This window comes from Streptococcus sp. CL9.43, from assembly GCF_049737935.1.
GTDB lineage: Bacteria > Bacillota > Bacilli > Lactobacillales > Streptococcaceae > Streptococcus > Streptococcus infantis_I.
This window is the reverse complement of sequence record NZ_JBKOTS010000001.1, coordinates 18,388-39,195: the sequence shown is the minus strand read 5'-3', so window position 1 is coordinate 39,195 and position 20,808 is coordinate 18,388. Positions and strand designations below refer to the sequence as shown.

Genomic DNA, 20,808 nt, shown 5'->3' with positions numbered 1-20,808 from the left:
GCAAAGCTACTTCTTTTTTAGTCTTTGTAAGATACAATGCCAATGATTGTATCAACTGCACGCTCCATAGTTTGAAGGCTGACATATTCAAAACGTCCGTGCATATTTTCACCACCAGCGAAGATATTTGGAGTTGGAATTCCCATGAAAGAAATCTTAGAACCGTCAGTTCCACCACGGATAGGCTCGATAATAGGAGTAATATCAAGATTTTCCATCACTGCTTTAGCAATAGTGATTGGAGTCATATCCTTTTCGATAACTTCTTTCATGTTGTAGTATTGGTCTGTCAAAGTCAAGGTTACACGATCACTACCAAGTTCTTGGTTCATCTTATCAGCAATAGCTTGCATGGCAGCCTTACGCGCTTCAAAGGTTTCTTTTTCAAAATCGCGAATGATGTAGCTAGCACGCGCTTCCTCGACAGTTCCGGTTACATCCATGAGATGGTAGAAACCTTGGTAACCCTCAGTCAACTCAGGTCGGTCACCAGCTGGAAGTTGATTGTGGAAGTCGATGGCTAACTGGAGAGCATTGACCATTTGTCCTTTAGCTGTTCCTGGGTGAACATTACGGCCTTGGAAGTGAAGTTCAGCTCCTGCAGCAGAGAAGGTTTCATACTGCAATTCTCCAAGAGGTCCGCCGTCGACTGTATAAGCGAAGTCAACATTGAAGTCCTCTGCATCAAATTTATTGGCACCAACGCCGATTTCTTCATCCGGACCAAATCCGACACGGATTTCACAGTGTTTAATCTCAGGATGAGCAGTCAAGTATTCGATAGCAGTCATGATTTCGGCGATACCAGATTTGTCATCGGCACCGAGAAGAGTAGTCCCATCTGTAGTAATCAAGGTTTGTCCATGATACTTCTCTAAGCTCTTGAAATCTGCAGGATCAAGTTTGAAACCAGAATTCCCAAGCTCTATAACTCCCCCATCATAGTTTTCAATAACTTGAGGGTTAACACCTTCAGCATTAAAATCAGCCGTATCCATGTGGGAGATAAAACCAATCTTGCGAGTTAAACTTGGATCGTTAGCTGGAAGTGTACCGATAGCAAAACCGTTTGGCAAATAATAGACATTTTGCAAACCGACACGTTTCATTTCTGGGATGAGGATATTAGTCGCAAAGTCTACTTGACTCTGAGTGCTTGGTGTAGTAGTAGAATTTTCGTCTGAACGTGTGTTAACCTTAACATAAGTTAAAAAACGCTCTAGTAATGTAGGGTATTTCATCATAACTCCTTTTTTTCCTTCTTTAAAACCATTGTATCATAGAAAGAAGAGAAAAACAAAAGTCGGAAGGGAGATAAAATCCTTATGTTAGCGTTTACTTATGGCTTCTTTAGTGATACAATAAGAAAGATAAAAATATCACAAGGATGCAGAGATGAAAAAAGCAATTTTAATGATGACATTTGGTTCACCAGAAGAGATTACCTTTGAAGGAGTAGCCAACTTTTTTACCAACATTCGTCGAGGAGTTCGACCTCAAGACCACGAGATTCAAACCCTTTATGATAATTATGTTCGAATTGGAGGCACTCCACTTCAAAAAATTACCCGTAAAGAAGTTTCTTTGGTAGAAGCTAGGTTAGGAAATGAATATAGTGTCTATTTTGCCAATAAATTTTCAACTCCTTTTATTCCAGATGTAATTCGGCAAATGGAGGCAGATGGAATTGAAAAGTGTATTTGCTTGATTTTGGAGCCACACTATTCCTTTTACTCTGTCATGGGCTACGAAAAGTTTCTGGAAAGTAAACAAATTCAGTTTTTAGTTATTAAAGACTGGTATCAAGAAGAAGAACTATTAAACTATTGGACAGATGAAATTGCTAAAATTTTAAAAGAAAAGGTGAAACAGGATAGCTTTAAAGTCATCTTTTCTGCCCACAGTGTACCCATTTTTGCCTTGGATTTTGGTGATCCCTATATCGACCAGATTTTCGAAAATAGCAAGTTAATTGCTGAGAAATTAGGCTTGAAACAAGAGCAATATACCAACACTTGGCAGAGCGAAAGTGATATTGGTATTCCTTGGATTAAACCAGATGTATTGGAGTATCTTAGAGAACAGGAAGAACACCCAGAGCATTATATTTTTGTGCCTATTAGTTTTATCAGTGAGCATATTGAAGTCTTGTTTGACAACGATGTGGAATGTCATGACTTGTGTCAGGAATTGGAGGTGAACTACCATCGTCCACCAATGCCAAATACAGATTCTCGTTTGATTGATGCCTTGATCAATATTATCCGAGCTAATGAACATAAAGAATTTAGAGAATTCCTCCCAGAAGAAGAAACCTTTGATGAATTAGTCCCTTCGGAAGAAACTAAGAATATTTTAGATGAATCACAAGACTTACAAATGCCAGAATTTGTTAAAAAATTAATTGAGAAAAAAGGTCGTGAAAATGTCAAGATGCCTTATTTAATCAAAAAAATGCTTGAAAAAGCTGGCAAATTACCTAAAGACTAAGTGAAAATGGAAAAGAACTGGTAATACTCTTCGAAAATCAAATTCAAACTGCGTCAACGTCGCCTTGGCGTACTCAAGTACAGCCTGCGGCTAGTTTCCTAGTTTGCTCTTTGATTTTCATTGAGTATAAGGTTTGTTTCAGATTTCTGCTAAGGCAGGATATAATTTAGAACGTGAAAGAAAAGGCGGTGGGACAGAAATCGATAGACAAAGTCTTGATTTCGTAGTCTCAGCCCCGCGAGGATGATTAGGAGCTTTTTGGAGTCTAAAAGACGAACAAAAAGCTCAATCAGCTACCGCGTCAAATTATGATTGATAATAAAAATTGAGGTTGGGATCTTTTTGTCCCAACCTCTTTTTAGGTGACTACCATTTTTATGACCTAGTTTTTATGTTATTTACCTAAACAGAATTGGCTAAATAATTGAGTAATAAGTTCATCTGGCGCAGCATCACCAGTTATTTCGCCAAGAATTTCCCAGGTACGGGTCAAATCTACTTGAAGAAGATCAACTGGCATCCCCAGTTCAAGACCTTCGTTAACAGCTTGCAGGCTTTCAACTGCCTTCTCAATCAGAGAAATATGACGGGCGTTGGATAAATAGGTAGCATCTTGTTCAACAAGTCCTGCATTTTCAAAGAAGAGGTTATTGATGCGTTCTTCAATCTTATCAATGTTTTGATTTTTAAGGACTGAAATACGAATGACATTATCTGGAAGTTCAGCAGTTTCAATCGCTTCTGGCAGGTCAGTTTTGTTGAGAAGAATGATTCGATTAGTATCTTGACTAATTTCAAGAAGTTGTCGATCTTGGGCAGTCAGAGGTTCACTAGCATTTAGGACTAGTAGAACTAAGTCAGCTTCCTTGAGGGCTTTTTTAGAGCGTTCAACCCCGATTTGTTCCACGATATCATCTGTTTCACGAATACCAGCGGTATCAATCAACTTCAGTGGAACACCGTTGATATTGACGTATTCTTCAATGACATCTCGAGTAGTCCCTGCAATATCCGTTACAATGGCTTTATCTTCACGCAGGAGGTTGTTGAGGAGACTTGATTTCCCAACGTTTGGACGACCAATAATGGCCGTTGAAATTCCTTCGCGGAGGATTTTCCCACGACGTGCAGTTTTTAGGAGATTGGTCAAGAGTTGTTCAAACTCCATAGTTTTTTCGCGGACAACAGCAGTAGTGGCTTCTTCTACATCGTCATACTCAGGGTAATCGATATTAACCTCAACCTGAGCCAAGGTATTAAGAATTTCCTGACGAGTATTGTTAATGAGGTCAGACAGGGATCCATCAAGTTGTTTGACTGCTATATTCATAGCCTTGTCAGTCTTAGCACGGATGATATCCATTACAGCTTCAGCCTGAGTCAAGTCTACACGACCGTTGAGGAAGGCACGTTTGGTAAACTCACCAGGTTCTGCCATGCGAGCCCCTTCACGGATAGCCAATTGCAGGATTTCATTGGTCACAGCAATCCCACCGTGGGTATTAATCTCTATAATATCCTCACGAGTAAAGGTCTTCGGAGACTTCATAGCCCCAACCATGACCTCGTCCATAACCTTACCTGTCAAAGGGTCAACAATGTGGCCGTAGTTCAGTGTGTGGCTGGCAACTTTACTCAAGTCTTTGCCTTTAAAAATCTTTTGCGCAATGGCAAAACTGTCTGTTCCGCTCAAGCGGACAATACCAATGGCTCCTTCTCCAAGAGGTGTAGAGATTGCAGCAATGGTATCAAATTCACGTGTAATCATTTCATTTCCTTTTAACAATTTATATACAAATATCTCTTAAAATTGTAACAAAATAAAGTTTTTTATTCAACGAATGCCACTTATAAAGAAAAGCCTAAGCATATCGCTTAAGCTTTACTTAGTGCGCATTTCCCCTTGCGGGAAGTAAGTTCCTTCAGGCATATCGTTGATGATGACATGAACAGCAGATTGTGGTGCACCAGTGTTACGAACCACAGCTTCGGTTACTTCCTTTGCTAGGACTTTCTTTTGCTCGAGCGTGCGACCTTCAAATAAATCGATGCGTACAAATGGCATAATAGCTTCCTCCACTAGTTTTTGATTTCTTCTATTTTACCACATTTTGCCGTTTAAAGCTTTTGGAAAATATGATATACTAGAATGTAGCAGAAAATTAGAAATGGACGTGAAATAGAAACATGGCACAGTTGTATTATCGTTATGGGACCATGAATTCAGGAAAGACCATCGAGATTCTCAAGGTAGCCTATAACTATGAGGAGCAAGGAAAGGGAGTTGTTATCATGACTTCGGCTCTGGATACAAGAGACGGTATAGGCTATGTGTCGAGTCGGATTGGCATGAAGCGACCAGCAGTTGCTATCGATGATACTACGGATATTTTTGGTTTTATTCGAGACTTACCTGAAAAACCCTACTGTGTTTTGGTCGATGAAGCCCAATTTCTGAAGCGTCACCATGTTTACGATTTAGCTCGTGTCGTCGATGAGTTAGACATACCTGTTATGGCCTTTGGTTTAAAGAACGACTTTCGCAATGAGCTGTTCGAAGGATCTAAACATCTATTGTTATTAGCAGATAAAATTGATGAGATTAAAACCATCTGTCAGTATTGTAAGAAAAAGGCGACCATGGTGTTGCGTACGCAGGACGGACTGCCTGTTTATGATGGTGAACAAATCCAGATAGGTGGGAATGAAACCTATATCTCGGTTTGCCGTAAACATTATTTTGCCCCTGAAATCAATAAGGAGAATCAATAAGAATGAATATCTATGATCAACTACAAGCTGTAGAAGACCGTTATGAAGAGTTGGGAGAATTGCTGAGCGACCCTGATGTGGTCTCTGATACCAAGCGTTTCATGGAGCTTTCAAAAGAGGAAGCTTCTACTCGTGATACCGTAACTGCCTACCGTGAATACAAACAAGTCCTCCAAAACATCGTTGATGCTGAGGAAATGATTAAAGAGTCTGGCGGAGATGCTGACTTGGAAGAAATGGCCAAGCAAGAACTCAAGGATGCTAAGGCAGAAAAAGAAGAGTACGAAGAAAAATTGAAAATCTTGCTTCTTCCAAAAGATCCAAACGATGATAAGAACATCATCCTTGAAATCCGTGGAGCTGCTGGTGGAGATGAGGCAGCACTTTTTGCTGGAGATTTGCTAACCATGTACCAAAAGTATGCTGAAGCCCAAGGTTGGCGCTTTGAAGTCATGGAAGCATCTATGAACGGTGTCGGTGGCTTTAAAGAAGTGGTTGCCATGGTATCAGGTCAGTCTGTATACTCTAAGCTTAAGTACGAGTCAGGTGCCCACCGTGTGCAACGTGTCCCTGTGACAGAAAGCCAAGGTCGTGTTCATACCTCGACAGCAACTGTCCTTGTCATGCCTGAGGTAGAAGAAATAGAGTACGATATTGATCCAAAAGACCTTCGTGTTGATATTTACCACGCATCAGGTGCTGGTGGACAGAACGTCAACAAGGTTGCGACTGCCGTTCGTATCGTTCACTTGCCAACCAATATCAAGGTTGAGATGCAGGAAGAACGTACCCAGCAGAAAAACCGTGAGAAGGCCATGAAGATCATCCGTGCGCGTGTGGCTGACCACTTTGCTCAGATTGCCCAAGATGAGCAAGATGCTGAGCGTAAGTCTGCAATCGGTACTGGTGATCGTTCAGAGCGTATCCGTACTTATAACTTCCCACAAAACCGTGTAACAGACCATCGTATCGGCCTGACTCTACAAAAACTTGATACAATTCTAGCTGGTAAATTGGATGAAGTTGTAGATGCCTTGGTTCTTTATGACCAAACACAAAAATTGGAAGAATTAAACAAATAATGAAATTAGCTCAAATTTTTAAAGATTTTGAGGAAAAGTTGATAGTACAAGGAGAGGAAGCAGAAAGCCTCTCCTTTGTCTATCGTAGCCTAAAAAATCTATCTTTTACAGACTTTGTCTTTGCCCTCCAGCAAGAAGTAACAGAGGAAGAGAAGCAATTTGTGGAGGAAATTTACAAGAAATTAGCAGAACATGTACCTGCTCAGTACATCATCGGTCATGCTGAATTCTTTGGGATGCAGTTAAAAGTAGATGAGCGAGTTTTGATTCCTCGTCCAGAGACAGAAGAGCTAGTAGACCTCATCTTGACTGAAAATCCTGAGAAAAATCTTAAAGTACTAGATATCGGAACAGGAAGCGGTGCAATAGCCCTTGCTTTAGCTAAAAATAGGCCAGTTTGGTCTGTTGCAGCTGCGGATATTTCACAGGATGCTTTAGACTTATCGTTGGAGAATGCTAACGCTCAAAATCTAAATCTCTCGTTTATCAAATCTGACTGTTTCTCCGAAATTTCTTCAAAATATGATATAATTGTATCCAATCCACCATACATTTCTCGTGAAGATCAAGAAGAAGTTGGCTTGAATGTTTTGCATTCAGAACCACACTTGGCACTTTTTGCTGACGAGGATGGCCTAGCTATCTACCGTAGAATCGCGGAAGACTCCAAGGGCTATCTAAATGATGGTGGTAAGATTTATCTTGAAATTGGCTACAAACAAGGTCAAAGTGTACCGGATCTCTTCAGAAAAAATTTTCCCGAGAAACGAGTTCGAACGCTCAAAGACCAATTTGGCCAAGATAGGATGGTAGTCATTGATGATGGAGAAAATTAAGCAAGAGTTGGAAAAGGGTGGAGCAGTAGTTTTGCCGACCGAGACAGTTTATGGTCTCTTTGCAAAAGCATTGGATAAAAAGGCTGTTGACCATGTCTACCAGCTTAAACGTCGTCCAAGAGACAAGGCACTTAATCTCAATGTCGCTCATCTAGACGATATCTTGAACTTTTCTAAGAATCAGCCACCTTATTTACAAAAACTTGTTGATAGTTTTCTTCCTGGTCCATTGACCATTATCCTAGAAGCTAATGACAAGGTCCCTTACTGGGTCAATTCAGACTTGATGACTGTTGGATTTCGCATGCCGAGTCATCCCGTCACTCTAGAATTGATTCGTGAGTTTGGTCCCTTAATCGGCCCGTCTGCAAATATTTCAGGACATACAAGCGGTGTTAGCTTTAAAGAAATTTTAAAAGACTTCGGACAAGAGGTTCTGGGAATAGAAGATGATGCTTTTTTAACGGGTCAGGATTCGACTATTTTAGATTTGACTGCTTGTAAGGCTAGAATTCTACGCCAAGGTTCGATAAATCGAGAAGATATCCTTGCCAAGATACCTGAAATTCCTTTTGAGGAGGTATGATATGATACGTGCTTTGAAAGCAACAGATGTTGCATCGATTCATGAGATTAACAAAGATGCTTTAGGTTATGATTTTAGCCCTGAGGAAACGGCTAGTCAACTAACCAAATTATCCCAAGACTCACATCATTTCCTACTTGGTTATGAGGATGATACTAGTCATGAACTAGTTGGTTATATTCACGCTGAGGTTTATGAGTCTCTTTATTCTAAAGCAGGATTCAATATCTTAGCCTTGGCAGTGTTGCCACAAAGCCAGGGTAGAGGTTTTGGTAGAGATTTACTTGAAGGGTTGGAGAAAGAAACGAAAAGACGGGGTTATGAGTTTATTCGTTTAAACTCTGCAGACCATCGTATTGGTGCGCATGCATTTTATGAAAAAGTTGGTTATACTTGTGATAAGATGCAGAAACGGTTTATTAAATTACTAAAAGGAGAAGACCTATGATTTTTGACAAAGATGATTTTAAAGCATATGATGCAGATCTTTGGAATGCCATTGCCAAAGAAGAGGAACGCCAACAAAACAATATTGAGTTGATTGCTTCAGAGAACGTTGTATCTAAGGCTGTAATGGCAGCGCAGGGTTCTATCTTGACTAATAAATATGCTGAAGGATATCCTGGACGTCGTTATTACGGTGGTACAGATGTAGTGGATGTTATCGAAAGTCTAGCTATTGAACGTGCGAAAGAAATCTTTGGTGCTAAGTTTGCCAATGTCCAACCTCACTCAGGAAGTCAAGCTAACTGTGCAGCATACATGGCCTTGATCGAACCAGGTGATACTGTTATGGGGATGGATTTAGCTGCGGGTGGACACTTGACTCACGGAGCTCCTGTCAGCTTCTCAGGCCAAACCTATAACTTCGTTTCATATAGCGTTGATCCGGAGACAGAGCTTTTGGACTTTGACGCCATCTTAAAACAAGCTCAAGAAGTGCAACCAAAACTTATCGTTGCTGGTGCCTCAGCCTATTCTCACATTATTGATTTCTCAAAATTCCGTAAAATTGCGGATTCTGTGGGCGCAAAACTCATGGTCGACATGGCCCACATTGCTGGCTTGGTTGCAGCTGGTCTTCACCCAAATCCAGTTCCATACGCACATATCACAACGACAACAACTCACAAAACTCTTCGTGGACCACGTGGTGGGTTGATTTTGACTAACGATGAAGACCTTGCCAAGAAAATCAATTCTGCGATTTTCCCTGGTATTCAGGGTGGTCCTTTAGAGCATGTTGTTGCTGCTAAGGCTGTAGCTTTTAAAGAAGTATTGGATCCAGCATTTAAAGAATATGCTGCTAATGTTATCAAAAATAGCACGGCTATGGCTGAAGTATTCCTGCAAGATCCTGATTTCCGTATTATCTCAGGTGGTACTGAAAACCACCTCTTCTTAGTGGATGTCACAAAGGTTGTAGAAAGCGGAAAAGTAGCCCAAAATTTATTGGATGAGGTCAACATTACCCTTAATAAAAACTCAATCCCTTACGAAACATTGTCACCATTCAAGACAAGTGGTATTCGTATCGGAGCAGCAGCAATTACTGCTCGTTGTTTTGGTGAAAAAGAAAGCCGTCAAGTTGCTGAACTTATTATTAAAGCCCTTAAGAATGCAGAAAACGAAGCTGTCTTAGAAGAAGTGAGAAGTGCAGTCAAATCCTTGACAGATGCCTTCCCATTGTATGAGGACTAATATTTTATGGATATTTATATTAAGAAAGCCATTATCCATCAGTTCAGCCCTGATGACACAGAGTTGTTCTTGGCGGATAAGTTTCTCAATATCACTCCTAAAATCGAGGAATACTTGCGTAAAAAAGTGGAGCGTGTGTATTCAGATGATGCCAAAACTGGTATTTTTGAAGAGGATAATCCTTTTTTCAATCACATCACAGAAGATTTAATGGAAACATCTGTTACAATTGCTAATCTCTGGAAAGAGGAATTCTCTGTATCTGAAAACCAAAAGACTAATGACTTGGTTTTTGTCCAGTTTTCAAAAGAGGGAGTAGACCACTTTGCCTTTCTACGAATTGCATTGCGTGAAACCTTGACACACTTGGGTGGCGAGGTTGACAATCCAATCAAACTGACTCAAAATAACTTACCTGGGTTTGGAACTGGAGCAGATGAAGCACTAGTTGTTAATCTTCAAAGTCGCAAGTATCACTTGATTGAAAAACGCATCAAGTATAATGGAGCCTTTTTAAACTATTTTTCTGAGAATCTTATCCAAGAACAACCAAAGATTTCACCTAAGAAATCTATTAAGGAATTAGAAAAAACGGCTCAAAAGATTGCCGAAACCTTTAACACAGATGATTTTCAATTTCAATCCAAGGTAAAATCAGCAATTTTCAATAATCTTGAAGAGAATAATGAGCTCTCTCCAGAAAAATTAGCCAATGATCTTTTTGACAATAATCTTACTGCTCGACTTAGCTTCATTGACCAGGTCAAAGAAGCAGTACCAGAGCCAGTACAGTTTGATGAGATTGATGCCAGTCGTCAGTTAAAGAGATTTGAGAATCAGAAACTTTCCTTGTCAAACGGAATTGAACTCATCGTACCAAACAATGTCTATCAAGATGCAGAATCAGTTGAGTTCATTCAAAACGATAATGGAACCTATTCTATCTTAATCAAAAACATCGAGGATATACAAAATAAATAATGTTTAAACTTATACGAAGAATGCTGGTACTAGCAGTCTTCCTTTTCGCTGGATATAAAGCTTATCTGATTCGTCAGGATGTCAAACAAGTCATGACCTACCAACCCATGGTTCGCGAAATCTTGAATGAGAGAGATACCCCAGCAAACGAAGAGCTTGTGCTCGCCATGATTTATACAGAAACTAAGGGTAAAGAAGGAGACGTGATGCAGTCAAGTGAATCTGCTAGTGGCTCTACTGATACCATAAACGATAATGCAAGTAGTATTCGGCAAGGTGTTCAAACTTTGACAGAAAATCTGTATCTGGCTCAAGAAAAAGGAGTGGATGTCTGGACAGCCATTCAAGCTTATAACTTTGGACCTGCTTATATTGATTTTATCGCCCAAAATGGGAAAAAGAATACGATTGCTCTAGCTAAACAATATTCTAGAGATACAGTTGCGCCGACATTAGGGAATACAACAGGAAAAACCTATCGCTACATCAATCCTATTTCCATTTTTCAGGGTGGAGAACTTTATGTCGATGGGGGAAACTATTATTACTCTAGACAGGTTCAAGTAAATCTCTATATCATGAAAATTTTTAATCTATTTTAAGCATCTAGAAATTCTAGGTGCTTTTATAAGTTTTCTTTAAGGATACTTTAATATGCTAGAGAAGAAAAGGAGGAACGTCTCATGCGAAAGAAATTCTTTCTGACTAGCGCTGCAGTACTTTTAGCAGTTGCAACATTGCAAAGCGCCCAGGCAGCTACTGATGTTCAAAAAGTCATTGATGAAACCTATGTTCAACCTGAGTATGTCTTGGGTTCTTCACTAACAGAAGATCAAAAAAATCAAACACTTAAAAAACTAGGCTATGATGCATCAAAAGATACTAAAGACTTGAAGACCATGACACCAGATGTCTACTCAAAAATTATGAATGTCGCCAACGACTCTAGTCTTCAACTTTATTCGTCAGCAAAAATTCAAAAACTAGGTGAAAAATCTCCACTTGAAGTGAAGATTGAAACACCTGAAAACATCACCAAAGTGACCCAAGACATGTACCGTAATGCTGCTGTTACATTGGGTGTCGAGCACGCACGTATCACCGTTGCGGCACCAATTCCGGTTACTGGGGAAAGTGCTCTAGCAGGTATTTACTATTCCCTTGAGTCAAATGGTGTAAAATTACCTCAAGAAAATAAAGACTTGGCTCAGGAAGAGCTCAAGGCCTTGTCAGACATTAACGATGAAAACAAGGACAAATCAGGCTTCGATGCCAATAAGCTGAATGTAGCTCTTGCCGATATCAAGGCAGCAGTTGCTAAGGCTAAAGAGTCTAAAGGTGAACTTACAGAAGATGATGTTCGTAAAATTGTCGAAGATACTTTGAAGAACTACAAACTGGATCAAGTTGTTACAGGAAACCAGGTCAACGTCATCATCAACTTTGCCTTTAATCTTTCTAAAAGTGATATTCTTAACAACGAAGACTTTACAAAGACTCTAAAAGACTTGAAACAAAGTATCGTTGCGCAAGCTGGTGACAGTTTCAGCAATATCGACCTTAACTTTGACGCCAATAAAGCTATTCAAGACGGTGGAAACATCCTTAGCTCAATTTGGCAAGCTATCCTTGATTTCTTCAAGAGTTTTGGTGCTTAGGTCAATTCATGGTATAATAGATGGTAACAGGATTGTTGCCGTCTTTTTTTGTCGGCTCATAGAAAGTGAAACATATGTTAAAGAAAAATGATATTGTAGAAGTTGAGATTGTCGATTTGACCCATGAAGGAGCAGGTGTTGCCAAGATAGATGGCTTGGTCTTCTTTGTAGAGAATGCTCTACCGACTGAAAAAATCCTTATGCGTGTCCTTAAAGTCAACAAGAAGATAGGCTTTGGTAAAGTCGAGGAATATCTTACACAATCTCCACATCGAAATCAAGACTTGGATTTGGCTTACCTGCGTTCAGGCATAGCCGACTTGGGGCATCTAGCTTATCCAGAGCAACTCAAGTTTAAAACCAAGCAAGTAAAAGATAGCCTATATAAGATTGCTGGAATTACGGATGTAGAGGTTTCAGATACTCTTGGCATGGATAATCCTGTCAAGTATCGTAACAAGGCTCAGGTACCAGTTCGTCGAGTCAACGGTGTTCTGGAAACTGGTTTCTTCCGTAAGAATTCTCATGATCTGATGCCTCTTGAAGATTTTTATATCCAAGATTCAGTCATTGACCAAGTTATTGTGGCTTTACGTGATTTGCTTCGTCGCTATGACTTAAAACCCTATGATGAGAAGGAACAGTCCGGCTTGATTCGTAACCTTGTTGTTCGTCGTGGCCATCATTCAGGTCAAATCATGGTTATTTTGGTGACCACTCGTCCTAAAATTTTCCGAGTTGAACAGTTGATTGAACAAGCCATCAAGCAGTTCCCAGAGATTGTGTCTGTTATGCAAAATATCAATGACCAGAATACCAATGCCATTTTTGGAAAAGAATGGCGAGTTCTCTATGGTCAAGATTACATTACGGACCAAATGTTGGGGAATAGCTTCCAAATTTCTGGACCAGCCTTTTATCAGGTCAATACCGAAATGGCAGAGAAGCTTTATCAGACAGCTATTGATTTTGCGGAGTTAAGAGAAGAGGATGTGGTGATCGATGCCTACTCAGGAATCGGGACTATTGGTTTATCAGTCGCTAAGCATGTTAAAGAAGTTTATGGGGTTGAGGTCATTTCAGAAGCCGTGGAGAATAGTATTAAGAATGCAGAGTTAAACGGTATTACCAATGCCCACTATGTCTGTGCTACTGCAGAAAATGCTATGAAAAATTGGCTCAAAGAAGGCATCCAACCAACTGCAATCTTGGTCGACCCTCCACGCAAGGGTTTGACCGAAAGCTTTATCAAAGCAAGCGCCCAAACAGGAGCTGACCGCATCGCCTATATCTCCTGTAATGTCGCAACCATGGCGCGTGATATCAAACTCTATCAAGAGTTGGGCTATGAGTTGAAGAAAGTCCAGCCGGTGGACCTTTTTCCGCAAACGCATCATGTTGAGGCGGTATCACTACTTGTACGAGCTACATAGTAGCGAAGTAGAAGTAGATGCTCCGCCCATGGGATAGGACTCGTAGAATGAGGAGGGGCACCGACGCGATGATACGGTAAGTCCGAACCGCTGAGTGCGTGGCTCTACTCTTCCGATCTGAGACAGTCGAAAAGTAGAAGGGGATGGTATTGGTATCAATCAATGAGTAACAAAGTAACAGCATGATTCGTAACATTTGCTTGTAATTCGCGGAGGAACATCAATATGGATGGAATAACAAAAGATTCTATAAAAACGGCTAAATTAATGAAACAATTATGGCCCCAATTGACCGATAAAGAAGCTATTGATGAAGTAAAGAGATATACGAATGGCAAAAATACTGCAATCTTTACTGAAGTTGAAGGTGACACAATTATAGGTCTAGCACTATGTTCACTCAGATTTGATTATGTTGAAGGTTGTAAATATAGTCCTGTTGGATTCTTAGAAGGGATTATTGTCGACGAGGAATATCGTTTAAAGGATATTGCTAAAAATCTCTGTACAAAATGTGAGGAATGGGCGAAAAATAAAGGATGTAAGGAATTTGCAAGTGACTGTACTTTAACGAATACCGATTCTATAAAATTTCATCTCAATATTGGATTTCAGGAGGCAAATAGAATTATCCATTTTAAGAAAGAATTATAATTTCAGAACGCGGTCAACACTTATGTATTTTTTAGAAAGTGTGAAAGATTGGACGAACAAATTTTTTTAATGGGTGGAAATCCGCCGATAAAGAACCATACGATTGTTAATAAAATTGTGTCATCAAGGAAGATTGGAAGAATTGTTATTTTTACAGTTTTTCGAGATAATTGGCAACCCTATATGAAAAAGTACACGGAAGTTTTCCAAAGTCAATTTCCTAATCTAAACACTGATTACTTACTTTTGGACTCTTAGCAGATTGATTTTGATAGCTATTTAGATGCTGATCTAATTATCATTGGTGGTGGAAATACGGAAAAATATATAGCTACTTACGTCAATCAGGAATTCAAAAATTATATCGATCACATGATTAATAAAGGGGCGAAAGTTATAGGTTTTTCTGCAGGAGCCCTATTATTAGGAGAAAAAGTCTATGTCTCACCTAATGATAATTCAGATCATCAGATAAAGATAAAAAATGGATTAGGAATCTTTAGTCAGTTTTTAATTAGTGTCCATTATGATTCATGGAATGATAAAGCAAATAAGGATATAGCTGAAGGACTTGTTGATGTTCCCATAATTCCACTAAATGATCACTCATGTCTTATATTGAATAAACTTGGAAATATCATAGAGAAAATTGACTAGTTTTTATCATGCGAATCTGAATCTATGAAACTAAAGTATTGACGAAATGAATAATGAAAAGCCTTGATTGTAAGGCTTTTTTTGTGTTTTTGTGATAGAATATAGGTAGTTATAATCGAGAGCAACTAAGAAGCAGTAACAAATATTACATTTAAAATAATCAAGATATGGAGATGAAATGACAGAAATTGATAAAAGGAATTTAAAAAATTATCTTTATATTACATTTGGAATTACTTATATAACATGGGGGCTTCTCGCCATAATTACGCAATCTCATATTTTGGGATTAGAAACGATTATAGCGAGATCATTACATATAGTAGGTGCACTTGGACCAGCTATTGCAAGTGGCTTTTATTTAAAAAGGAATAATATAAAATTTCAACATTTTCTATTTGGTAAGAAAGGAAATAGTAGTATTTATTTCATTATTCATTTGTTAGCAATTTTGATACTATTTTATGTATCTTCCTTAGAATTAAATGAATTATCAATTTATCTGATGCCATTATTCTTTATTCAATTAATCTTTTTTGGTGGTGGTCACGAAGAATTAGGATGGAGAGGCATACTACAACCCTTACTTGATAAAAAATATACTTATTGGAAATCTAATTTGATCGTAGGATCAATTTGGGGGATTTGGCATCTGCCTTTATGGTTTATAGTAGGAGAAAGTCATCAAGGATTTCCTTTTATTTTATTTTTTATATATACGTTATTTTTAAGTTTTGTTTTAGGACTTCTTTACCGTCAAACCCAATCTGTCGGTTACTGCATATTATTTCATGCGTTCGCAAATTTGTTAAATCTCTATTTTGTGCTGAAGATTAATCTTATTTTTATTATCATTTTTATTGCTTATTTAATTTATACAATATTGGCGAGTAATAGAATTAGTAAGGAAAAGAATTTGTATCCAAAATAAATGGATACACTCTAGAAAATGAAGATGATTTTGTTCAAGGTAATAAAGTAGAAATAACGAACATTTATATGAAAGGTTTAGAGTATACATGAGTCTCTTATTTGAAGAATTTAAAACCATTTGTTTCCATTTAAATCGAGTCGGAATTACACCGACATTGATGGGGTCTTTGGGATTGGAGTTTAGAACGAAAGAAAATTGGGGGCCATCTGACATTGACATTCATGTGCCTGGTGACCCTAGAGGTTGGGAAGCACCTGATCATCTCAGAATTTATGACTGGGACAAGATAATGAAAGTGATGAAAGACTTAGGTTACGTCTTAATAGATATTCATGAGCATGAATTCAAAAAGGATCGAGTGAGTGTTGAATTTGGAAGTATCGATTCCTTACCAGATTTTGCAGGAGTTTCGGAATCGGATATAGAGCTTATCCACACTGAAGGCATCACTTTTCGTCTTCCAAGTATGGAGCAGTATCTAAGTATTTACAAAGCTTCTTCTCAAGACTCCTATCGAAATGAACAAAATAACAATAAGGATTTTAAAAAGATCGAGTGGCTGGAAAAACATTTGTAAATTATCATATGAAAAGTAGTAAGTTGTAAGACTGGCTGCTATGTTATTTTTATTGCTTATTTAATTTATACAATATTGGCGAGTAATAGAATTAGTAAGGAAACAACATTTTAAAATTTTGATCAGGATATCCATTATTGAAAGTAACGTGTGGTCATTCTAGATAATCAATGTTAGAGACTTTTTATTTGATTAGTCATCACTACTTGTTCAAACTGATTGAACAAGTATTTATCTAGTGAAAGTCCTTTAGTAAGGAGTTTAAATATGAAATTCCATGAATTTGGTGATAAGAATTTGCCTTCTATCTTGCTGATACATGGCGGTGGCAGTTCTTGGTGGAATTATCTTCGTCAAGCACGGATCTTGTCGGAGGAGTATCGTGTCATTCTACCCACCTTGAATGGCCACGGCGAAGAATATCAACTTGATTATGTTTCTACTGAAGATTCTGCTTTGGAGATTCTAGACTATATCAAAGCAAACTGTGGTGGGAAATTGTTTGCAATAGGTGGCGTTTCACTTGGTGGTCAAATTGCTATGGAGCTTTTGTCAATAGACAGAGATATAGCTGAGAAAGCGATCATAGATGGAAGCCTCTGTATTCCTCAACCAAGATTAGCTAAAATCAGCATTTTTCTAGTATCTCTATTTGGCAAACTGATGTTTAGTAAATTCTCTTGTAAACTTCAGTTAAGCATGATGAACAAAATATATCCTAAACTCGCTTATCCAGAGGAAATAAAAGATTATTATTTAGAGGATCTGCCAAGGACGCCTATCAAAACATTGGTGACCATTTATAAAACCTATATGGGGCATTACAAGCTAAAGGATACGATTTCTGCTAGTAAGGCGCAGGTTCTTTATATTTATGGTGAAAAAGAATTGAACTGTGTGAAAGAGTCAGCTAGATTGTTTCAGCAGCTACATTCCAATACGATCCTGTATGAAGCAAAGAGCTATAACCACGGCTATTTATCAGCTTACCTGCCTCAAGAGTGGGTTGATTTGGTGGAGCCATTTTTAAAGAGCGATCCATTGGAAATGTGTAATGAATCTGATATATCATAAGGAGGGATCTGATGCTAGGAGCAATAGTTGGAGACATTGTTGGTTCTGTTTACGAATGGGACAACATTAAAACGAAAGACTTTCCATTATTTCGTGATGATTGTTTTTTCACAGATGATACGGTTATGACCTGTGCTGTTGCAGAAGCAATTATGAATGGCGGTCAAAAGGATGACTTTATCGATGCCATGAAGAAGTATGGTAGGATGTATCCGGATGCTGATTACGGTGCTAGATTTGATGCTTGGATTAGGAGTGACAACCGTGAGCCATATAATAGCTTTGGCAATGGTTCTGCCATGCGTGTTTCTCCGTGCGCTTGGGTGATGGATGCCACAACAGACGAGTTGCCGTCCGATGGGAAACGTCTGGCACAACTTTCTGTAGAGGTGACGCATAACCATCCAGAAGGAATCAAAGGAGCGATGGCTACAGCGGATGCGATTTTTATGTGCCGTTATTTCCTTGGTGGTGATGGTAGCGATAACCCTGCGGAGATTAAAAGACGTATCAAGGAACATATCAAGAAAGAGTATGGATATGACCTTTCTAAAACGTTAGATGAAATTCGTCCTACGTACCGTTTCAATGAAACGTGTCAGGATACCGTTCCTCAAGCTATCGTTGCCTTTCTAGAAAGTACAGATTTTGAAGATGCGATTCGAAATGCGATTTCTCTTGGTGGGGACAGTGATACTCTTGCTGCGATCACAGGAAGTATCGCCGAAGCAGCTTATGGAATTCCTGAGTGGATCAAAGACAAGGCCTTTAGCTATCTCGATGAGCCTTTGAAAGAGGTGCTTAGACGATGGGAAGAAACGATTGTAATAAAATAATAGATAAGCGTCATGTGGACCGATAATGAATGACGGAGAATTATAGATGGTTATATTGGAATTGTATCAAGGTGATTATCAAAAGGATTTAGTCGCGTTTGATTCTTTAGAAGAGGGAAGAGCCTTTATCGCTCAAATCCCAGGGTATACTTTAGAAACAGAAGATGGGTTTGAAGTGGAGTATGTAAATCCTAAACACTTGCCAGATTATATGGAAATTATCTTCAACGGCAACATTGTCCCTTTATCTAGGTTTTCGTTTGAACCTGAAGAAAAAGTGGACATTATTTGGAAAGAGGTTTCTAATCTATCCGTTAAAAACGACAAAGTGGTCGAAGGAGCTACAAAAATTGATGCTTATGTCGTGAATAACGATGAAGTTAAAGCCTATATCGAAGCCAGAGAGATAAACTTCCGCAAGGCAAAAGCTTTCTTAGAAAGTAAAGGGTATGAAGTCGATAGAAGCTATTTTGGAAGTGAAGATGGCGAAGCAATTCTCTACAGAAAGAAAGGCGCCGAAGATTGGCACTTCTTATGTCACTTAGACCCGCTGTTTGTAGAGATTGAAGATGTTGAAGAATATGTGAAAGAAGCGATGGAAGATATTCAATAGTCAAACAAAGTTCTTTGTGAGTGTATGCCACTGCTTGAGTAGACGGATTGAGCAGTAAAGAGAAACATCTAGCACTATCTAGCTTCTTAAGGAGAAATATCTATCATGAAAATGGAAATCGGGAAAACCTATCTTGTAAAAAAAGATATTTTTGGTTTAAAAAAAGATGAACTTTGGACCTTAGTTGACAAGGGTTATCAGGCTTATTTTGGTGAACATAATTTTGTATATGTCAATGATGATAAAGTGAAGGTATTCGCAGTTTTGCAAGACGGTTCAGAAGAAGATATGCGAATTTACCATCATCTTGATGACTATCTTGAAGAAGTCGCTCATGAGAATTTCTAGAGGATGTGAGTTGCAAATTGAAAATGCCTACTTTTAATTAAGCTTAGACCTAATGAATCAATTTTAAGTTAAGGGTTTATATTTGAAATAGAGTCTTCATAGAGACTTTTTCGTTATAAAAAAACTAGACTGAAACCAAGGTGAAAACCGTCTGGTTCGGTCTTTTTTTCTGTTTATGTAGTATAATAAAAGGTGTAGGGATTCAATTTTTTAATAGGATTATTCTAGGAACGAAAACCATCTAGAAAGAGGAGCAATATGAAGCAATCACTTGAATTTTTAAGAGAAAGAATCACCGATAAGATGCCCTTAGAGGAAATGGTAGCAATATTTGAAGACTTGTGTCGTGAGCCTATTGATGATGAGATGATTTTATTTGAAACAGGGACATTTACAGCTATATCTGATAAGCCAATGTTTCAACTATCCTTAGTAAGGCAAGTCCCAAATGAAGATGAAGAGTTTTATCAAGTTCACCTTGATATTTTCTATAAAGCATGTCAAGAGAATGAAATATTTCATGAATCAATCTGGGATGAAGATTTAGAGGAAAATATCTTTGATTACATTAGAGCTTCAGAGGTGTTTGCCTATGCTAAAGAGCAGGAATACAAAGAGGTCAAGATTTATATGGACCAAACTTGAGATGGTTAGTTAAAGTGAGAAAATCTAATGACAGGAGAACAATAAATGAAAAAAATTATGGTAATCATCAATCCAACATCTGGTGGCGAAAAAGCCTTGGATTATAAGGTGAAACTGGAGAATAAAGCTAGAGACTATTTTGAAGATGTGGAGATTAAAATTACGGAGAAAGAGCAAGACGCCACAAACTTTGCTGAAGAAGCTTCTCGTGAGCGATATGATGCTGTTCTTGTTTTTGGTGGAGATGGGACTGTCAATGAAGTAATCTCTGGTATCGCTGAAAAAGACTACATTCCTAAACTCGCGATTATTCCAGGAGGAACTGGGAATCTCATTACCAAACTATTAGAAATCAATCAAGATATTGATGGTGCCATTGACGAACTCGATTTTAATTCTACGAATAAGATTGATATCGGAAAATCAAATGGAAATTATTTTGGTTATATCTTTAGTATTGGCTCACTACCAGAAGCCATCCATAACGTTGGGATAGAAGATAAAACGAAGTTTGGCATGCTCGCCTATGCGATTAATACCATGAAGTCTGTCGTAACAGATCAAGCATTTAATATTACTGTTGAGACAGAAAATGGAAATTATATTGGCCCAGCCAGCCATGTCTTGGTTCTCCTTACCAATTATTTCGCTGACAAAAAAATCTTTGAAGAAGACAAGGATGGTTATGCCAATATTTTGATTTTAAAAGATGCCTCAATCCTTACTAAATTGTCAGTTATCCCTGATTTATTAAAAGGGGATGTCGTCGTAAATGATAATATCGAGTATATAAAAGCTCGTCATATAAAAATTTCTTCTGATTCTGAACTGGAAACAGATGTTGATGGTGACAAATCTGATGACCTACCAGTAGAAATCAAAGTGCTAGGTCAGCATATCGAAGTATATTCTCAACCGAAAGAATAAGATT

General features: G+C 38.4%; 23 protein-coding genes and 1 pseudogene. 21 read left to right on the top strand and 3 right to left on the bottom strand.

Features of this window, described 5'->3' with window-relative positions; all coding sequences use genetic code 11:
• Nucleotides 1-17: 17 nt before the first annotated feature.
• Complete coding sequence (gene pepT / locus ACLNCS_RS00225) at nt 18-1,241, bottom strand: peptidase T (RefSeq protein ID WP_424846606.1); 1,224 nt, start codon at nt 1,239-1,241, stop codon at nt 18-20.
• A gap of 154 nt (nt 1,242-1,395) precedes the next feature.
• Here pepT and hemH point away from each other — a divergent pair, with 154 nt between their 5' ends.
• The gene (gene hemH / locus ACLNCS_RS00220; RefSeq protein ID WP_414313969.1) at nt 1,396-2,490 is read left to right on the top strand and encodes a ferrochelatase; all 1,095 of its coding nucleotides are present in this window, start codon (nt 1,396-1,398) and stop codon (nt 2,488-2,490) included.
• Nucleotides 2,491-2,884: 394 nt separating this feature from the next.
• Here hemH and mnmE read toward each other — a convergent pair whose 3' ends face one another.
• Together mnmE and ACLNCS_RS00210 are read right to left on the bottom strand one after the other, a co-directional pair.
• Nucleotides 2,885-4,258, bottom strand: a complete 1,374-nt coding sequence (gene mnmE / locus ACLNCS_RS00215) for a tRNA uridine-5-carboxymethylaminomethyl(34) synthesis GTPase MnmE (RefSeq protein WP_424846604.1) — start codon at nt 4,256-4,258, stop codon at nt 2,885-2,887.
• A 114-nt stretch (nt 4,259-4,372) separates the two neighbouring features.
• A complete protein-coding gene (locus ACLNCS_RS00210; protein ID WP_054363450.1) occupies nt 4,373-4,555 on the bottom strand; it encodes a 4-oxalocrotonate tautomerase in 183 nt (60 codons plus the stop codon).
• A 122-nt stretch (nt 4,556-4,677) separates the two neighbouring features.
• On the opposite strand from ACLNCS_RS00210, the gene ACLNCS_RS00205 reads away from it, so the two are divergent.
• The 20 genes and pseudogenes from ACLNCS_RS00205 to ACLNCS_RS00110 all read left to right on the top strand — a co-directional run bounded on the left by ACLNCS_RS00205 (nt 4,678) and on the right by ACLNCS_RS00110 (nt 20,804).
• Nucleotides 4,678-5,262 (top strand): thymidine kinase, encoded by a 585-nt coding sequence (locus ACLNCS_RS00205; RefSeq protein WP_004252774.1) that lies wholly within the window; start codon nt 4,678-4,680, stop codon nt 5,260-5,262.
• A gap of 2 nt (nt 5,263-5,264) precedes the next feature.
• Complete coding sequence (gene prfA, locus ACLNCS_RS00200; RefSeq protein WP_424846601.1) at nt 5,265-6,344, top strand: peptide chain release factor 1; 1,080 nt, start codon at nt 5,265-5,267, stop codon at nt 6,342-6,344.
• Nucleotides 6,344-7,180, top strand: coding sequence for a peptide chain release factor N(5)-glutamine methyltransferase (gene prmC, locus ACLNCS_RS00195; RefSeq protein ID WP_424846599.1), 837 nt, complete (start codon nt 6,344-6,346; stop codon nt 7,178-7,180). Before prfA ends, prmC begins: the two co-directional genes overlap by 1 nt.
• Nucleotides 7,164-7,766: an L-threonylcarbamoyladenylate synthase gene (locus ACLNCS_RS00190; RefSeq protein ID WP_424846597.1), complete on the top strand. Its 603-nt coding sequence runs from the start codon at nt 7,164-7,166 to the stop codon at nt 7,764-7,766. The genes prmC and ACLNCS_RS00190 overlap by 17 nt, the downstream gene beginning before the upstream one ends.
• 1 nt (nt 7,767) lies before the next feature.
• Nucleotides 7,768-8,214: a GNAT family N-acetyltransferase gene (locus tag ACLNCS_RS00185; protein ID WP_424846595.1), complete on the top strand. Its 447-nt coding sequence runs from the start codon at nt 7,768-7,770 to the stop codon at nt 8,212-8,214.
• Complete coding sequence (glyA, locus tag ACLNCS_RS00180) at nt 8,211-9,467, top strand: serine hydroxymethyltransferase (protein WP_424846593.1); 1,257 nt, start codon at nt 8,211-8,213, stop codon at nt 9,465-9,467. The genes ACLNCS_RS00185 and glyA overlap by 4 nt, the downstream gene beginning before the upstream one ends.
• A gap of 6 nt (nt 9,468-9,473) precedes the next feature.
• A complete protein-coding gene (locus ACLNCS_RS00175) occupies nt 9,474-10,448 on the top strand; it encodes a nucleoid-associated protein (RefSeq protein ID WP_424846591.1) in 975 nt (324 codons plus the stop codon).
• The gene (locus ACLNCS_RS00170; RefSeq protein ID WP_424846589.1) at nt 10,448-11,050 is read left to right on the top strand and encodes a lysozyme family protein; all 603 of its coding nucleotides are present in this window, start codon (nt 10,448-10,450) and stop codon (nt 11,048-11,050) included. The genes ACLNCS_RS00175 and ACLNCS_RS00170 overlap by 1 nt, the downstream gene beginning before the upstream one ends.
• 81 nt (nt 11,051-11,131) lie before the next feature.
• A complete protein-coding gene (locus ACLNCS_RS00165) occupies nt 11,132-12,106 on the top strand; it encodes a DUF1002 domain-containing protein (RefSeq protein ID WP_004252795.1) in 975 nt (324 codons plus the stop codon).
• A 74-nt stretch (nt 12,107-12,180) separates the two neighbouring features.
• Nucleotides 12,181-13,539, top strand: coding sequence for a 23S rRNA (uracil(1939)-C(5))-methyltransferase RlmD (rlmD, locus tag ACLNCS_RS00160; protein WP_424846587.1), 1,359 nt, complete (start codon nt 12,181-12,183; stop codon nt 13,537-13,539).
• Between the two features lie 225 nt (nt 13,540-13,764).
• The gene (gene aac(6'), locus ACLNCS_RS00155) at nt 13,765-14,193 is read left to right on the top strand and encodes an aminoglycoside 6'-N-acetyltransferase (protein WP_214261964.1); all 429 of its coding nucleotides are present in this window, start codon (nt 13,765-13,767) and stop codon (nt 14,191-14,193) included.
• A 48-nt stretch (nt 14,194-14,241) separates the two neighbouring features.
• A pseudogene (locus tag ACLNCS_RS00150) lies at nt 14,242-14,850 on the top strand (Type 1 glutamine amidotransferase-like domain-containing protein).
• Nucleotides 14,851-15,028: 178 nt separating this feature from the next.
• Complete coding sequence (locus tag ACLNCS_RS00145; protein WP_424846584.1) at nt 15,029-15,781, top strand: lysostaphin resistance A-like protein; 753 nt, start codon at nt 15,029-15,031, stop codon at nt 15,779-15,781.
• A gap of 88 nt (nt 15,782-15,869) precedes the next feature.
• Nucleotides 15,870-16,361 (top strand): phosphoribosylanthranilate isomerase, encoded by a 492-nt coding sequence (locus ACLNCS_RS00140; RefSeq protein WP_424846582.1) that lies wholly within the window; start codon nt 15,870-15,872, stop codon nt 16,359-16,361.
• 267 nt (nt 16,362-16,628) lie between these two features.
• Nucleotides 16,629-17,435, top strand: coding sequence for an alpha/beta hydrolase (locus ACLNCS_RS00135; protein WP_424846580.1), 807 nt, complete (start codon nt 16,629-16,631; stop codon nt 17,433-17,435).
• An 11-nt stretch (nt 17,436-17,446) separates the two neighbouring features.
• Nucleotides 17,447-18,271, top strand: coding sequence for an ADP-ribosylglycohydrolase family protein (locus ACLNCS_RS00130; RefSeq protein WP_414257466.1), 825 nt, complete (start codon nt 17,447-17,449; stop codon nt 18,269-18,271).
• A gap of 46 nt (nt 18,272-18,317) precedes the next feature.
• A complete protein-coding gene (locus tag ACLNCS_RS00125; RefSeq protein ID WP_424846578.1) occupies nt 18,318-18,884 on the top strand; it encodes a hypothetical protein in 567 nt (188 codons plus the stop codon).
• A gap of 105 nt (nt 18,885-18,989) precedes the next feature.
• Nucleotides 18,990-19,232, top strand: coding sequence for a phosphohydrolase (locus ACLNCS_RS00120; RefSeq protein ID WP_424846576.1), 243 nt, complete (start codon nt 18,990-18,992; stop codon nt 19,230-19,232).
• Between the two features lie 258 nt (nt 19,233-19,490).
• Nucleotides 19,491-19,877: a hypothetical protein gene (locus tag ACLNCS_RS00115; protein WP_414257463.1), complete on the top strand. Its 387-nt coding sequence runs from the start codon at nt 19,491-19,493 to the stop codon at nt 19,875-19,877.
• Between the two features lie 45 nt (nt 19,878-19,922).
• Entirely contained in the window at nt 19,923-20,804 is an 882-nt protein-coding gene (locus tag ACLNCS_RS00110) for a diacylglycerol/lipid kinase family protein (RefSeq protein WP_424846574.1), read from the top strand.
• Nucleotides 20,805-20,808: the final 4 nt, after the last annotated feature.

Bases quoted from the DNA above. Each gene is read 5' to 3' on its own strand.
- ACLNCS_RS00120 (WP_424846576.1), top strand. From the start codon at position 18,990: ATGAAAATGGAAATCGGGAAAACCTATCTTGTAAAAAAAGATATTTTT.
- ACLNCS_RS00145 (WP_424846584.1), top strand. From the start codon at position 15,029: ATGACAGAAATTGATAAAAGGAATTTAAAAAATTATCTTTATATTACA.
- glyA (WP_424846593.1), top strand. From the start codon at position 8,211: ATGATTTTTGACAAAGATGATTTTAAAGCATATGATGCAGATCTTTGG.
- ACLNCS_RS00165 (WP_004252795.1), top strand. From the start codon at position 11,132: ATGCGAAAGAAATTCTTTCTGACTAGCGCTGCAGTACTTTTAGCAGTT.
- ACLNCS_RS00185 (WP_424846595.1), top strand. From the start codon at position 7,768: ATGATACGTGCTTTGAAAGCAACAGATGTTGCATCGATTCATGAGATT.
- mnmE (WP_424846604.1), bottom strand. From the start codon at position 4,258: ATGATTACACGTGAATTTGATACCATTGCTGCAATCTCTACACCTCTT.
- rlmD (WP_424846587.1), top strand. From the start codon at position 12,181: ATGTTAAAGAAAAATGATATTGTAGAAGTTGAGATTGTCGATTTGACC.
- ACLNCS_RS00135 (WP_424846580.1), top strand. From the start codon at position 16,629: ATGAAATTCCATGAATTTGGTGATAAGAATTTGCCTTCTATCTTGCTG.
- ACLNCS_RS00110 (WP_424846574.1), top strand. From the start codon at position 19,923: ATGAAAAAAATTATGGTAATCATCAATCCAACATCTGGTGGCGAAAAA.
- pepT (WP_424846606.1), bottom strand. From the start codon at position 1,241: ATGAAATACCCTACATTACTAGAGCGTTTTTTAACTTATGTTAAGGTT.
- ACLNCS_RS00130 (WP_414257466.1), top strand. From the start codon at position 17,447: ATGCTAGGAGCAATAGTTGGAGACATTGTTGGTTCTGTTTACGAATGG.
- ACLNCS_RS00175 (WP_424846591.1), top strand. From the start codon at position 9,474: ATGGATATTTATATTAAGAAAGCCATTATCCATCAGTTCAGCCCTGAT.
- prfA (WP_424846601.1), top strand. From the start codon at position 5,265: ATGAATATCTATGATCAACTACAAGCTGTAGAAGACCGTTATGAAGAG.
- ACLNCS_RS00140 (WP_424846582.1), top strand. From the start codon at position 15,870: ATGAGTCTCTTATTTGAAGAATTTAAAACCATTTGTTTCCATTTAAAT.
- ACLNCS_RS00210 (WP_054363450.1), bottom strand. From the start codon at position 4,555: ATGCCATTTGTACGCATCGATTTATTTGAAGGTCGCACGCTCGAGCAA.
- ACLNCS_RS00205 (WP_004252774.1), top strand. From the start codon at position 4,678: ATGGCACAGTTGTATTATCGTTATGGGACCATGAATTCAGGAAAGACC.
- ACLNCS_RS00170 (WP_424846589.1), top strand. From the start codon at position 10,448: ATGTTTAAACTTATACGAAGAATGCTGGTACTAGCAGTCTTCCTTTTC.
- ACLNCS_RS00190 (WP_424846597.1), top strand. From the start codon at position 7,164: ATGATGGAGAAAATTAAGCAAGAGTTGGAAAAGGGTGGAGCAGTAGTT.
- hemH (WP_414313969.1), top strand. From the start codon at position 1,396: ATGAAAAAAGCAATTTTAATGATGACATTTGGTTCACCAGAAGAGATT.
- ACLNCS_RS00115 (WP_414257463.1), top strand. From the start codon at position 19,491: ATGAAGCAATCACTTGAATTTTTAAGAGAAAGAATCACCGATAAGATG.
- ACLNCS_RS00125 (WP_424846578.1), top strand. From the start codon at position 18,318: ATGGTTATATTGGAATTGTATCAAGGTGATTATCAAAAGGATTTAGTC.
- prmC (WP_424846599.1), top strand. From the start codon at position 6,344: ATGAAATTAGCTCAAATTTTTAAAGATTTTGAGGAAAAGTTGATAGTA.